Source organism: Dasania sp. GY-MA-18 (genome assembly GCF_024734385.1).
Lineage (GTDB): Bacteria > Pseudomonadota > Gammaproteobacteria > Pseudomonadales > Dasaniaceae > Dasania > Dasania phycosphaerae.
Genome location: NZ_JANHAP010000007.1, coordinates 70,455 through 85,605, shown reverse-complemented (window position 1 = coordinate 85,605; position 15,151 = coordinate 70,455). Strand labels below are relative to the sequence as shown.

General features: G+C 47.9%; 13 protein-coding genes. All 13 read right to left on the bottom strand.

Features of this window, described 5'->3' with window-relative positions; translation table 11 throughout:
- Positions 1 to 59 precede the first annotated feature (59 nt).
- A complete protein-coding gene (locus NO559_RS09755; protein ID WP_258331634.1) occupies positions 60 to 473 on the bottom strand; it encodes a hypothetical protein in 414 nt (137 codons plus the stop codon).
- Positions 470 to 4,471, bottom strand: a complete 4,002-nt coding sequence (locus NO559_RS09750) for a DUF6701 domain-containing protein (RefSeq protein WP_258331761.1) — start codon at positions 4,469 to 4,471, stop codon at positions 470 to 472. The genes NO559_RS09755 and NO559_RS09750 overlap by 4 nt, the downstream gene beginning before the upstream one ends.
- A gap of 2 nt (positions 4,472 to 4,473) precedes the next feature.
- Entirely contained in the window at positions 4,474 to 5,286 is an 813-nt protein-coding gene (locus tag NO559_RS09745) for a PilW family protein (RefSeq protein ID WP_258331633.1), read from the bottom strand.
- Positions 5,287 to 5,841: a prepilin-type N-terminal cleavage/methylation domain-containing protein gene (locus NO559_RS09740; protein WP_258331632.1), complete on the bottom strand. Its 555-nt coding sequence runs from the start codon at positions 5,839 to 5,841 to the stop codon at positions 5,287 to 5,289. It abuts the gene before it with no gap.
- 10 nt (positions 5,842 to 5,851) lie between these two features.
- Entirely contained in the window at positions 5,852 to 6,334 is a 483-nt protein-coding gene (locus NO559_RS09735) for a Tfp pilus assembly protein FimT/FimU (RefSeq protein ID WP_258331631.1), read from the bottom strand.
- Between the two features lie 319 nt (positions 6,335 to 6,653).
- A complete protein-coding gene (locus tag NO559_RS16975) occupies positions 6,654 to 7,163 on the bottom strand; it encodes a type II secretion system protein (RefSeq protein WP_309149064.1) in 510 nt (169 codons plus the stop codon).
- Between the two features lie 41 nt (positions 7,164 to 7,204).
- Positions 7,205 to 7,801 carry a Tfp pilus assembly protein FimT/FimU gene (locus tag NO559_RS16970; RefSeq protein WP_268904968.1) on the bottom strand — a complete coding sequence of 199 codons (597 nt, stop codon included), beginning with the start codon at positions 7,799 to 7,801 and terminating at the stop codon, positions 7,205 to 7,207.
- 147 nt (positions 7,802 to 7,948) lie between these two features.
- Positions 7,949 to 9,166: a type II secretion system F family protein gene (locus NO559_RS09720; protein WP_258331630.1), complete on the bottom strand. Its 1,218-nt coding sequence runs from the start codon at positions 9,164 to 9,166 to the stop codon at positions 7,949 to 7,951.
- Between the two features lie 3 nt (positions 9,167 to 9,169).
- The gene (locus NO559_RS09715; protein WP_258331629.1) at positions 9,170 to 10,930 is read right to left on the bottom strand and encodes a GspE/PulE family protein; all 1,761 of its coding nucleotides are present in this window, start codon (positions 10,928 to 10,930) and stop codon (positions 9,170 to 9,172) included.
- Entirely contained in the window at positions 10,920 to 12,299 is a 1,380-nt protein-coding gene (locus NO559_RS09710; protein WP_258331628.1) for a tetratricopeptide repeat protein, read from the bottom strand. Before NO559_RS09710 ends, NO559_RS09715 begins: the two co-directional genes overlap by 11 nt.
- Positions 12,296 to 13,150 carry an ExeA family protein gene (locus NO559_RS09705; RefSeq protein ID WP_258331627.1) on the bottom strand — a complete coding sequence of 285 codons (855 nt, stop codon included), beginning with the start codon at positions 13,148 to 13,150 and terminating at the stop codon, positions 12,296 to 12,298. Before NO559_RS09705 ends, NO559_RS09710 begins: the two co-directional genes overlap by 4 nt.
- Positions 13,151 to 13,179: 29 nt before the next feature.
- Positions 13,180 to 14,772 (bottom strand): pilus (MSHA type) biogenesis protein MshL, encoded by a 1,593-nt coding sequence (gene mshL, locus NO559_RS09700; RefSeq protein WP_258331626.1) that lies wholly within the window; start codon positions 14,770 to 14,772, stop codon positions 13,180 to 13,182.
- A 66-nt stretch (positions 14,773 to 14,838) separates the two neighbouring features.
- Positions 14,839 to 15,150, bottom strand: coding sequence for a hypothetical protein (locus NO559_RS09695; RefSeq protein ID WP_258331625.1), 312 nt, complete (start codon positions 15,148 to 15,150; stop codon positions 14,839 to 14,841).
- Between the last annotated feature and the right edge of the window lies 1 nt (position 15,151).

Genomic DNA, 15,151 nt, shown 5'->3' with positions numbered 1-15,151 from the left:
TTTATTATTTACAACTGTAACTATTAAGGTATTTATTTTACTTAATTAACACAGTTTTTTTAAATATTTTTTGCCTGTACTTCTATAGTGCGAGAGGCTTCATCATCTGTTGGGCCACAAACACCCGTGCTGGTAACCGTATAATAAATTTCGGCACCTATCTCTCTATAAATACAATCGCCGGTAACTGCAGCACAGCCTTGAAACCCAGAAAATGTGAAGCTGAAATTTTTAGCACTATTATTACTATCCGCACAGGCTGTTTTAGTGCCAGTACTAATATTATTTAACATACGCTGGGCACCACTTTCGGCAGCCATAAACGCACGCGCCGATAATACCTCACGCGCCACCGAGTCACTACTAGCGGTAAGCACCTGCACCATGGCCGCGGCCAAAATACTTAGCGCCACTAAAATAAATACTACGATAATAATGGAGATGCCGCGCTGCTGTTGTTTGTTTTTCATCATTCAGCCTCGCGCCAGTAAATAATTTTATCGTGGCCGCGGTAAGAGCCAAAGGTTACTCGGGTGCTGGGATTATCGGTAAAAGTACCATCGCTATCCCAATCGTATTGCAACCAGCTATCAACGGTAACGGTAATATCTAAACTGCCCGTTTTGCCGCTACCCGGCCTAGTAATAATAATAGGCTTGCTACTGTCGTTAAAACCGCCGCTCACCAAGGCAGGCGCGCCGGGTACGGTAACGGGGGCATCTATACACGCCAGGCTATCGCTGCCATCGGGGTCGGCACAAGCAGCGCTCCAACCATCGTAGGGGCTAGAGTTGTCATCGCTGTTGATAACAAAGGCACTGCCATCCCAGTATTGCAGCTGCATCGGTATTGCTAAATCACCGGCCGGTGTTTCGGGGCCATACACTGGCGGGAAATAGGCTCGGCCATAACGCAACTCACCGGGTGAGCCTGATAGCTGCAGGGCATCATTACCCGCCGAGCTACTGTCTACCTCTAAATCTAAACTGGCAAAGCCGACGTTATCACTATCCTGAACATTTAAACCGATTTGCACAGTGCTAAACGGGCCGTCTACCACTGCATCCCTATCAATGCTCATCGGTAAATCTAACATAATCGCCACACCGTTAAGCCAATTGACTGCCGGGGCCGAACCTGTTGTGATGCGGCTGGTAAGCTCGGTGGCACTGCTGGCATCAACGGCACCAAAACCTACGTTGGCAGTCAGCCCGTCGACGTCGCCTAAAGCGCCAATATTATTCATATCTAATTTGGCGTAAGCGCCCGTATAATTAGTGACGGTATTACCATTAACATCAACAGCGACTAAAGTGTAATCCACCAAAAATTCCTGCCCCAAATAGCTGTAGGGGTTAGCCCCCGCCTCTGCGGGTGTTACCGCTGAACTAGTGACAATAAAATTAGCCGGTATAAAACGACCAACATGGCTTAGGGTGCTGGTCACATTACCGCTAGACAAATAGTCGCCATCGGCAACCGCCGCGGTTAAAGCAATAATCCCCACCTCATCCCACTGATACGTACCCGTGTAAGTACCATCGGCTGTTTTAGTTAAAGACCCCGTTAAGTTGCCCGCATCACCACCAGCAGGCCCCACCAACGCATGGCTAAGATCAACAGCTTCAGCGGCGCTTTCATTGCCATAGTTAGGAGTAATATCGCCTTCGGCATCTAACACTTGTACTGTCACTGCAAAGTTACTGCCGGCTGCGATAAACTTCGTGCCGCTTGCACTGGTAGCACCGGGGTTGCCCGCCACTTGTATATCAAAGCTGGCTGGCTGTACCACAAAGGGGTTACTGCTACCTACAGTGCCGCCCTCGCTAACACTTAATTGTATTTGGCCTACGTCTTTATATTTTTCTGTTACTACCGCCTGCCCGTTAGTAAACGTCACATCAATAGCCGAGCTAATAGCACTGCCATTAATTGTTGGTTGCAAGGTTCCCGTTGCCGGGTCGTTATAGTTGTGAGTAAAGGTTAAACTTTTAAGCCCTTGGTAAGACTCAATCACCCCGCAACTAGGGTCAGTAGGTGTTGTGCCGTAAGCAGCAATATATACGGCAAAATCACTGCCTGCGGTTTGCGTGGCCACAGGTAAATTGGTATCTATGGGGTTGGGTGGATTATTGACTAAGGCACTGCCGGTGAGGGTAAAACCACTTTCCGAAAAACTAAGATTGCCCTCCAAATCATCATCATTGGCACTGCCATCATCCACTGAAATATTGATGCTTAAAGGTACGGTGGTATCGGTGTCACCGTGATACAAATTAAACACGGCCACACCATTATCATCAGCGCCGATAATATTGCTGTAAGTGTAGGTGGCTATGCCGTCGTTGGGCGTTGCATCGTTAAAACTGCCAGTGCCTGTTAGCAGTGTCCAGGTCCCCTTGCCGCTCTGGGTGTTTAAGGTGATGCTGCCGTTGTAATCTTCATAGGTTGAATTATCTAACTGCTCGGCTGTCACTGTCACCGGGGTGTTTAAACAATAAATGGCGTTGCCGTTATGGTCTATATCAAAATGATCCAAGCTAACAACAGCTGTGCAAGGGTGTGTTTGTTGACGTAAAAAATTTATCCCTTGCTGATCAAATGCAGAGCTAAATATTTTAACCTCATCAATCATACCATTAAGATTTCGAGAGCCCACAAAGTTTAAGTCGGTACCGATTAATAAAGGGTCACTGTTCAAACGTAGATTCCCACTATAACTAGAAGAACCTCGCTCTACACCGTCAATATAAACTTTTTGGCTACCACTGCTATAGGTTATAGCCACGTGATACCAAGTATTTAAACTTAACGCCGTACCACTAGTAAAAATTTCTCTAGTGGTGCCAGCACTATCATTCCACCACCAATTAATTTGACCACTAGAAGTTAGATGAAACTCGTAGTTTTCATCTTTCGATAGAATGGTATGTAAATCCGAACTAGGAAATGCGCGGGGGTATATCCACACCGAAACAGTTAAGTCACTGCTTAGGTCTAATAAATTATTATCGGCAATAGATACATACTGGTTATTACCATCAAATTCAGCAAAACGGCAGGTGCCGGGGTCGCCAGTAATCGCCGCTCCAGGCGGGCTAGTGTTTGAGCTATTTGCGCCATTGATCGCTCGCCCGTCTAAGCCATTACCACTACTATCTATCACTTCGCCCGCAGTGCCATTCCATAGCTCTTCAAACTGATAATCGGCTACGGGCCTAGCGTAAATATTACCCACTGCAATTTGATCAATAATTGATGCATCGCGGGCATTGCTCAGCAATATTTGAAAACTACCACTGCCTGTACTTGCTGTAGCTACCGTGATCGTAGCTGTTAAGCTGCCTGCAGGTATCGTGACAGTTTGGGTTGACCCTGTTCCTGTATAATCAGTACCGGCCACTGCAGTGCCATCAACGGTCTTGTAATCAATACGAATATCGCTGCCATACATCGCATCTAAAGTAAGGGTAAATACAGCATCATCACCAGCAAAAACACTGGCATCACTAATGCTCAAATCTGGAGCATTTGGGTCTATATCATCGTTAGTGTCATCTTCTGTAGGCGGAGCAGATGCTGACGTTGCACTATCCCAATCACCAATACCATCGGGCTTTCTAAATATAAATTTATCACTTGCTCCCGGCGCACCTGTTTGATAATCATAAGGCAGGCTCGCACCAGTACAGCCAGCCTGCTCGAGTACGCTATGGCCGTCTACCTGTACATAATCAATCACATCACCATTAGCATCTTTTAGAATGGCATCAAAACCGGTTTTGAAATTAACATAAGTTCCGATATTGCCGTCTTTTAGTACTATCCAAGGCAGCGTCTTATCGGTAAATGAGTTAACCGATATAACAGGACTACAGCCATCATTATCATTGTTATTACCTGACTCATCATCTTCACAAACTTGCAGCGTCCAGTTGCTAAACACGCTGGAGGCAATACTATTATCCAATATTTTGACTTCTACAAAATCATCAGCATCGTTTCTTTGATTAGTTCTATCTTTAAAAAATTCATTCAGTGTTGCCATACCCATGTAAGGCGAACAACTAGACCCTACAGACCAACTAGCACTAAAGCCTGAGCGCACAACACTGCCATCGCTGGTGAATCTCACCAACATGCTACCCGAGCTTGCCACTACGGCACTGGGTATAGAAGTACCTGTTAAAGTGGCTAACAAGGGCGCCGATGTACTGGTGCCATCATAGATGCGCACATAATCGTAATTATTTTCGACATTAAAAGCCGAGAATGACAGGGTGATAGTGCCACCGCCACTAGGCTGTATTAAAAAATTGCAGCTTTCATTATTACTATAATTGCTACCGGCACCGCCGGAGTCATATAAGGAACCACTACTCGCGGTAGATGAAGTACTTGAACACAAGTTTAAGGCCCAAGCGGTTTGCGCAACGCAGGCTAGCAATAATATGGTTAATAGCCTTAACATTTTCACGGCACGTTCCTCACAAACACTTCGTGGCTAAAGCGCACCCATTCATCGCTGGCCTGGGCATTGCTAAACCGAAAGTCTATATGCACCACTGCGCTACGTGCCAACACGCCAGGCGTATAGGTGAATGGTGTCACTGTACCTGAATCACTAAGTTGTATATCAACTGCTATGGGGTAGCCAGGCCCTAAACTGGCCACGGCCGTGGTTTGATTTTGTATCCAACCGTAGCCATCGTGGCGTATTAACTCATTATTGCGCACACAAAAACTCACCGGCTCGTCAATAATATAAAAGCGTTTAGAGCTAGACTCGCTGCGAAATTTATGGCCGGGCGGGGTGTAGTTAGTAAAATTAACCTGGCGCTGTAAATCGCTATCACTACCGGCAACTGAGGCTAAATCCACCACAGCTTTACGGCTATAATTGTAGACGTCTTTGCTTTCTATACTGTGCACCGCTACTCGCTGATTAGAGCCTGGAGTATAGTTAAAGCCCGCCGCCTGTAGGTTGGTATAGTGACCATCGGCCACAAAATTCAGATAAGAGGAGGCGGCCGCTATGGGCGCAAACTCTATGCACTCATCCAACACTCTAATGCTGCCCGGCAGCGCATTACGCAATTCACGGCTCACCCGCTCAACCGCAAAGCGGCCTTGTTGGCTTAATTCGGCACGGCGCGTGTTGTCGTTATAAATACGCACGCTGTCGCCTATAAACAAAGTGGCACCGGCAGAGAGCAGCCCCAGCAGTACTATCACTGAAACCATTTCTACTAAGGTAAAGCCCTGCACTTTGTTTAAGGGGCGCATTTAAAAATTCCCCTTGTACACTTTAAAGGTGATGGCAGAGCCGGTACCGGTTACACCTGGCGGGAATACGTCTACGGTAATTAACTTGGCATTATGATTAGTATCGGCTGCGCCGTCATAATCACCGTCATAATCGACGCATATACTCATTTTAAAGCGGCCGAAATCTTCCAGGGCATTGCCCGCATCGGCCTCGGTATTGCCTAGGGCATCCTCAATATCAAAAGGCCCGCCGCAAAAAACATTGTAGTCATCCACATCATCATAGTCAGCGCGATTGGTTTCACCATCTAAGCCCATGGCTGTGGTGCATGCGGGGGCACCAGCGGAGTCACAGGCGGGCACACCACCTAAGGGAGTATTTTCATCAAAGGGGCGGCTTAGTATTTCATCCACCAAAGCCTCGCCTAATTTAGCGGCGCGGGTTTGAAAAATAGGTTCTATTGCACGTGGCGCTTGATTAAAGAAAAAACTCGCCAAGGCGGTAAATGCTAAGGCCGTTAGCACCATAGAAGCTATCACCTCGATTAAGGTAAAACCCTTATAGCGATTCATAGGCGGCCTTTTAGCAAGCATAAATATATCCCGCAGGATTAACACATACCGCCAAACCCGCAGCGCCTATAGTAATGGTTTGTACGCCCGCTAACGGTGCACCGCTGCCAGGGCAGGCATCTATGGCGTTACCTAGGCCATCAAAAAAAACTTGGGCATCGGCTATGACCACATCGGCATCCACCGCTATGCCATTACGCCACTCTTCCGTAGGGCCTATAGTGCCAAACGAAGCACCCGCTATGCGTATCACGCTAATATTATTGCTGGCTATATTGAGAAAATAACAAGAACCCGCAGCTCTATCATACATAGCCCTTTGCTGCGCCATACGCGCGCCGGTAATAATTTGATCTTGTGCGGAATAAGCGGAGAAATCGTCCGAGCCGGTAAAGGTGGGAATTGCGGCAACGGCTAAAACACCTAGCAACACCATCACCGAAACAAGTTCGATGAGGGTGAAGCCAGAGTTTTTAACCTGAAATAAAGACATGAGTAAGCAGCCATCCACATTGCATCACAACGTAAACCTTTTCCTAACAAACGTATAAAAAAGCCCCGGAAATAATTATTACCGAGGCTTTTTTGGTTTAACAAGCCTAAAAGGCTAAAAACCTACTTAGCAGCTAGATATATCCGTAGTGATAACCGGCAAAGCACCGCTACCAGCAGATTCAGTGTAAATAACATGGCAGGTAGCGCTATAACCAACTTCGACAGTTGTGACCGCAGCCGCATTACTTGCATCTTCGTTAGAGTACGTTAATTCTGCTGTGTCGCACTCTATAACATCCACAATATTCTAGCTAAAACTAACAGCCTGATGTCGTAGTAGCATCAAGTGTAACAATGGGCTGTTGCCCGGCACCGGCTGAGTCTGTGTACAATACATAACAACGAGTAGCGGCAACGTCGCTCACATCGTATCCAACACGTAAGGTAGTCGCATCTGCCACTTCATTATCAACTATGTCAGCAGAGTTAATATCCAACAAATTTCTAACACCAACACCATCACCTGTGCCGCCTGTTTCATCATTTGCTGCAGGAAATCCATTTTTAACAGCCACTGCCGTATTGGCACCATTTATTCTTATTGTCACAGCAGCTTCTGCAACGTTTTCAACACCATCAATTAAAGACTTGGCATAGACTTGAGTGATTGACCCTTGCATAGATGCCCGCACCCCTTCTAATACCGCAACACGCGCATCTGTTTGCAAATTCACAAAACGCGGTAAAGCCGTAACAGCCAATATACCTAGCAGCACAATAACGGCTACCAATTCGATTAGGGTAAAACCCGATTGTTGTTGTTTCATGGTGTTCCTCTCTTTCTTATAAAAATAATAAAACAGTAATACTAGTTAAGGTTGGGCTTGGTGATAGTCACCTCGCCATCGGCTAAATCATAATCAAAGTAATGGGTAGCCACTGCACTGGGCTTAGCATTAACGATTAATTCGTAGCGGCATATATCAGCGGTATTGCCGCTGTCGTCACCACCGGCCTGATCAATCACCGAGGCAAAATATTTGGCATTAACCCTGTCGTTGGGGTTGGTGGTAATGGCCGGGGCGGTTTGCATCACGCTTAGCCACACTTCCACACACTCGGTAGCGGTTTGGCTGTCTTCCGATGCATCGCTGGCGGGGTCGGTATTAACTGGCCAGCCTGACTCGTTCATATAAATAATTTTGCCATCCAGGTTTATAGCCGTTTTATTACTGGGCGAGGTGTTGTTGCCACTTTTATAGCCATCAACCAACCAAGTCGCACGGGCAATATTAATGCCGGTAACAAAGCCGCCTGCCATACCCTCTAAGCTGGCGATCTCCGCCTGCTCAGTAAAGCTTGAAAAACGCGGCATCGCCTGAGCCGCCAATAAGGCAATCAGCACGATAACCACGACTAGCTCGATAAGGGTAAAGCCCGCCTGTTTGCGGCCTTTTTGATTCATATTTTTATTCATTATTTCATTGTACTCATCGTAATATTGCAAGTATAGACAATAATTTAGGTTTTACTTCTCATACTTCACATTAATTCAGTCTCTAGTTCCTAAAATTTTCGCTAGCAACTAGAGACTGTCATCTAGCGACTGATTTTATTTCCCCTGCATCACGCTCATCATGTCCCACATAGGCAGGAAGATGCCCAGCGCCAGTATCATCACTATGCCAGCGATGCAGACGATTAATATAGGCTCTATCATGCTGCTGAGGTTTTTTAGGTCGTAGTCCACTTCCTCTTCGTAATACAGCGCCACTTCACTGAGCAGCTCATCCACTTGGCCGGTTTCTTCGCCTACTTGCAGCATTTGCAGTACCAGTGGCGTAAACATAGCTGATTGGCTAGAAGTGCGCAGCAGGCTTTCGCCCCTTTGTATGCCATCGCGCATGCCGCTGATTTTTTCGCCTATATAGCGGTTGCCCACCGCCTTGGCGGTTAAGTCTAAGGCCTGTATCAGCGGCACCCCTGAGCCTAGCATCATGGCAAAGCAACGGCTAAAACGTGCCAGCATGGAGCGCTCTAAAATACTGCCTATCAATGGTATGCGCAGCTTCTGCCTATCCCAGCGGCGCTCGCCATCATCAGTTTGTAAGTAATAACGTACCCCAAAAGTCGCTAATACTAAGCCTACCAATAATAAGTGCCAGTAATTAACAAAAAACCACGAGGTGCCTATCAATACCTTGGTTGCCCATGGCAGGTCGGCGCCAAACTTGGCAAACATGTCGGCAAACACCGGTATCACAAATAGGTTTAATACCACTATGGCAATGCTAATGGCGATAAGCACAAATACCGGATAGCGCACGGCGGTTTTAATACGGCGACGGGTATCTTTCTCTAAGGCCAAGTATTGCGCCAGCTGCTGAAAAGCTAAATCCAACCTACCGGTGTTTTCACCTACTTGCACAATATTGACGTACAAGTCGTCAAATACTTCACCGTGGCGACGCAGGGCATTGGATAAGGTCACCCCGGTGTTAAGTGTATTACCCACATCCGTCAGCACCTGGGCTAGGGTTTCGTTATTCACCGAGGCGGCCATGCCTTTTATAGACTGGTTAATGGCAACACCGGCGCGGTTTAAGCTGTACATTTGGCGGCTGAACATAATCAGCTCTTCTAGGGCGACTTTTTGCTTAAACAGCTTGGGCAGTTGCAAGGCCTTTTTCTCTACCGCTTCGACCACGGCAATAGGCGTTACCCCACGCCCCTGCAGCTGGCTGGCCACCGCGTCTACCGATACGCCTTCTAAGGTGCCGGTGACTAGTTCACCGCCGCGGTCGCGGCCTCGGTATTGAAACTGAGCCATGGCTTAGGCCTCTGCCTCGGGTTGTTGCTGTACCTGCTCTATCACTTTCGCCTCACCTTCTTCGGCTATTTGTTCGGAGACCCGCAACACTTCTTCTATAGAGGTAATGCCTTGGGTGGCGTATTCCAAGGCGCATACGGTGAGCGGCTTAAAGCCTGGCTGTTTTCTAGCGGCGGCCGCAAAGGCGATGGGATCAGACACACGCAGGGCATCGGCCATTTCGTTGTCTATTTCCAATAATTCAAAAATACCAATACGGCCTCTATAGCCTGTGTGGTTACAGTGCGAGCAGCCCCGCCCTGAGCTAAAGTTTACGTTATCAATATTATCGGCCAATGCATTTAACCACTGCTTCTCTTGGGCAGTGGGCTGATAGGGCTGACGACAGCTTTCGCAGATACGACGCACCAAGCGCTGCGCCACTACTGCTCTTAAGGAGCTGGCCACTAAATAGCCCTCCAAGCCCACATCTATTAAGCGCATGGCCGAGGTAATGGCATCGTTGGTGTGCAAGGTAGAGAGCACCAAGTGACCGGTTAGCGAGGCGCGCACGGCAATTTCGGCGGTCTCTTGGTCACGGATCTCACCCACTAATAAAATATCGGGATCTTGTCGCAGGGTTGAACGCAGTACCTGGCCAAAGCCCAGACCAATTTTTTCATTGACCTGCACCTGAGTAATACGCGGCAGGGTGTATTCCACCGGATCTTCTACGGTGATAATTTTCTTTTCCGCTTTATTGAGCTCTTGCAGTGCGCCGTAAAGCGTAGTGGTTTTACCACTACCGGTGGGGCCGGTTACCAATATCAAACCATGGGGCCGGGTGACTTGATGGCGAAACTTGGTCAGCAAGTTTTGGGGCATGCCTACATGGTTAAGGTCTATAGCGCCGTCACCTTGGTCCAGCAAACGCATAACCACCGACTCGCCAAACTGTGCCGGCAAGGTAGAAATACGTACATCTATGCTGCGGCCTTTTACCGCGATATTAAAACGGCCATCTTGCGGCAAACGTTTTTCTGAAATATTTAAACCCGACATTAGTTTTAAGCGCAGCACTAGTGCAGGCGCGATACGCTTTTCGTTCATCACGTGTTCTTGCAACACGCCATCCACCCGCTGCCGTATACGCAACACGGTTTCGTCGGGCTCTATATGTATATCCGAGGCCTTAACCTGCACCGCATCTTCAAAAATAGAACGCAGCAGTTTAACCACCGGCGCATCTTCGGCACCGGTGGCCTCTAGGTAATCAACGTCGCCATCGTCATCGCCCAATTCATCTTCCAGCTCTTCCGCCAGCGATGAAATCTCTTGGGTACGTCTATAGAGTATGTCTAAGGAGTCTAATAATTCAGACTCACGCACCACGGCTAAATCTAAGGGCTGCTGTATGATGCGCGATAATTCATCAAAGCCAAAAATATCTGTGGGGTCGGCCATGCCTATTAATATATGGCCGTTTTGTTCTTTCAACACAACCGCGCGAAAGCGGCGGGCATAGGTTTCAGGCAGGCGCGCGGTAAGCTCAAAATTAAAGTCGTAGTTACGCAGCTGTATAAAAGGTACATCCAACTGCTGTGACAACAGGCCCAGCATGGCGTCTTCTTCGATAAAGCCTAAATCAATTAACGCCCGGCCCAATTTTTTGCCGCTGGTTTTTTGCGAAGCCAGGGCATCGCCCAACTGCTGATCGCTAATTAAACCTTCGCCAACCAGCAGATCACCTAAGCGGATTTTTTTTACTTCTTTCTTATTCGCCATTAGCACCCTCTGCTGACGATGATGGGTAAACATTAACGGCGCCGGCCAAAGCATCATAACGGCTGCGAGCATAGTCACGCAGCGATGGTGTAATACGACCCGCGCGCATAGCTTGTAAAAAATCTGCGCGCGCGTCGGCCTTTAAGCCCATTAATTCTTCAGAGATAGCCAAGCCTACCCACCAGCTCCCTTGGCCCGCATCAAAACGCAGCAGGCTTTTGTACACCTGTACCGACAAGGAATATTGCTGCGCACGCTGGGCAGCCATAGCCAGCAACTCATAATAAGGCGTTTCCGATTTAATATCGGGCTGTTTACTAAGCAGTAGCTGCACCGCTTTTTCTGGATCTTTATTTAGCACCAGTAAGTGTGCCTGCAGGCGGCGCAAAGCACTGGACTGTGAAATCAGGGCGGGCTGTGTATCTAATAACGTTTGCGCAGCAGCCAAACGGTTTTGCTTAATCAGCAACTCTATCAATAAGGTATTAGCAGCGGGTGCCTCGGGGTAACGCTGCAAAAAGCGTTGTAGCTTATCTTCGGCTGCAGCTTCGTCACCACTGCGTATTGCCGCTGTTGCCTCTTTGACCACCAAGCTGTCTTGCTGACCTAAGGTCAGTGGCGTACTGGTTTTCATCGGCGGGGTGGCCGCGTTTGTTTTATTCACCGCTGCTGGCAACGGCATCGTAGCCACAGATTTGGCAGCCACAGGCTTGGCAGGTGCAACAGGCTTTGCGCTAACTACCGCTGGTTCAGGCGCTATTAGCAATTGTAATTGGCCGTTATTAATACGCTCGCTTTTAATAGTGATGGCACGCTGTAAATCAAACAGCAATACCATACCTTCGTTTTGGGGGCGAAAAGACACTGCCTTAATCGGCGGCTGTACTGGTGCTAACTGCTGGGGCAATTGTGCTGTGACTTTATCAACACTGATTTCCAGCTGCTGCGAGCCCTGTGTAATTTGATAATCCACCGCCTGCGTGGCGTTAATGTGTATTAACAAGCCTTGCGCGTTTTTTTCAAAGTCAATTGCGCTAATACGAGCAGGCTCAATACTAGGGCTGGGGGCAGCATCAGTGTCAGCGTCAGGCGAGGCTATTTCATTAACCACAGCCGTTTTAGCCGCCATATTGCCATGTTGTGTTAATAATTGTTGGGCCACAGGCAAACTAGAATTAAGCTGGTACTGTTGCAGCAATAAAACGCTAACCACCACTAACGCGAGTAGCAGCACTGCAATATATAGGGGCCGCTTACTTTTTTTCTGAGCAGGTGCCTGGCCGGTTAGCCACTCTAGGTTTTCACCTTGCGCGGGCTGCTCCAGCCGGCGCTTTTCTAGATCGTTGAGCATGTCGTTAACTAAACTCATGAGCTCATGCTCCACAACCAACGCATAAAGGGATTGGGCAAGCTGGCATCTTCGGTATCATTAATCGCGGCTAGCACATGCACTCTGTCTATTTGCCTTACCCCTTTGCCATAGGCACACATTAAGGACTTATGGCATAGCATATTGATTAACCTAGGCACCCCTCTGCTGGCTTTGGCCAGCAAGGCCACAGCATTATTATGAAATAATTGTTCGCCGTGATAACCAGCGGTGTTTAAACGATGCTGTATATAGCTGCTTACGCCCTCTTTATCTAAAGGGGTAAGCTGACAGGAAAAGGTAATACGCTGTTTTAATTGCCGCAATTCATGCTGGGCTAAAATACGATCCAGCTCAGGCTGACCAAATAAGATAATATGTATCAGCTTACTCGTTTCGGTTTCTAAATTAGAAATTAAGCGCAAGGCCTCTAAGGTTTTTTCCGGCATGGTTTGCGCTTCATCTATCACCAGCACTACCCGTTTACCTTCGGCCACCAACTCAATTAAACGCTCATTAATCGACTTTTGAAATTCATTAACGCCATCGCGGGTTTTGCATTTCACCCCCAGCTCTTCTGCCAAAGCTTTGTACAAAGCTACAGGACTAAGAAAGGGATTGGGTATATAGGCGCTATAATAATCATCGCCCAAACTATTTAATAATTTGCGACACAATAGGGTTTTGCCAGTGCCGACCTCACCCACGACTTTGATAAAACCCTCGCCATTGCTTAGCGCTACACGCAGCATGTTAAAAGCTTCGCGATAAGCTCTTACATTGTAAAAGTACGAGGTATTGGGCGTTAGGCCAAATGGCTGCTCTTTTAACCCAAAGTGTTCGTTATACATAGTCGTTGCCGCTTAGCGATACGATTAGCTTATTGCCGCCCAAAATACATGGGTTCCATGGCTTCACGAAACTGATCAAAACGTCGCGCTGATTCATTCAGTGATTCAGACATGCCGTCGGCACCCACGATAACGGGCTTGAGTAAAATCACTAGCTCGCTTTTTACCGTTTTGTTGCGCTCTTGGGTAAACAAATGCCCCAATAAAGGCACATCCGATAAGCCTGGCATACCGGAATTATCTTCTACCGTGGTGTCTTGCATTAAGCCGCCCAGCACTACCACGTCGCCGCTGCGAGCATAAACAATGCTGTCGGTCTCACGTATGGTGCTTAAGGCTAAAGGCAGCTCTACCACAGAGTTGCCTAGGCTGACGGTCTTAACCTGATCCGTCACCTCACTAATAGAAGGGTGTATATGTAAAATTATTTCGTCTTCACCGCTGATTTGCGGGGTAACATCCAAGGCTATGCCCGAAAAGAAAGGCGTTAACTCAACCTCGGGGCTACTTGTAGTACCGCCCGAAGAAGTCGTAGTGGTATTAGAAACCTGCGTCACAAAAAACTCATCCTGGCCGACTTTAATCACCGCCTGCTGATTGTTGACCGTTGATATTCTGGGGCTGGATAACACCTGCACATTACCCTGCGTTTCCAATAACTGTATCACGCCAAAAAAATCACCGGTGTCGTAGGCCAAGCTAAATACACCGCCAGCGGCAGTCGCGGGTGATGAACCGCTAAGGCCAAAGGCTAAACTATTATTGCTGCCGGGATCGGCTAAGGCCGTCCAGTTAATGCCGCTTTGATAGCCATCAGATAATTGCACCTCTAATATTTTTGCCTCTAGCACTACCTGCCTGCGCATAATTAGCTCAGTGCTGCGCAAATACTCTCGCACCACTTCCAGCTCGCCGGCATCCGCTTTCACCACTACCACGCCTGCCTGCGGAGTCACCACCACATTACGGCCTTCGCCCACACCTATCAGCATACTTAGGGTTTGTTTTAATTCACCCCAAAAATCTGACTCGGTGGTGGTTTCTATTAAGGTGCCCACCGCGGTAGTGCCGCCATTGCGACCACCGCCACCGCGATTATTCTTTTTGCTTGAGCTATTGCTGTTATTGCTGCCGCCACTATTACTACTGCCAGCGTTGGTCACTTGCCCAGCGCTCACTTTGGTTTCGGATATACCACGGCGCTTTAAGCTGAGGTAATCTATTTTAAATACTTCTGACTGCAAACCGCCGGGCAATACTTGATAGAGGTTACCGCGCTTCTTATAGGGATAACCGTAAACCTCACGCACTACATCCATGACCTCGGCCACGGTGACATTGCGCAACTCTAAACTAATGCTGCCGCTTACATCCGGGTGTACCACCATGTTGTAATCGGTGTCCTTAACCAAGCCCATAAAAAAGCTGCGTGCATCTACGCCATCAACATACACCTCAAAGCGCTCTTCTTCGCCACCTATAGCAGCTAGTTGGGTGCTAATACTGGGTAATAACGCATCGCTAATCGCCGCTGGCGGCTCACCCGCCGCAGCCTTTTGCTGCGCTGCATCGTGCAGGATTTGCTTGGCACCATCTACGGTAGCAGTATCCCGTGTTTCCATGGGAGTCCATGCACAGGAGGTTAATAGTGTCAGTACACTAGCGCTTATTATTTGCCGACCAACCATTTATTTTTCCTGCCTTATTGAAGCTCGTTTTGGCTTTAATTCTATAATGCGCCCGTTTTTATCTAAACGCACCAGAGTGTGAGTAATTGACAGCACTGTGGCGCCATTAATCGTTTCACCTACAGATAGCGCCCTGCCATTAATAGTGGCCACTTTACGTGTATCCGACAGCAATACGCTATTTAAATGATATTGCGTCTTGGCAATGCGCGCATTACCAAAACCCGGTGGGCGAGTAGGGTCTGCCGCCAAGGCAGAGCTAACTAAGCTACTTGCCACCATAAAAATGTAAATTGTTTTAAGCCAGCTCATA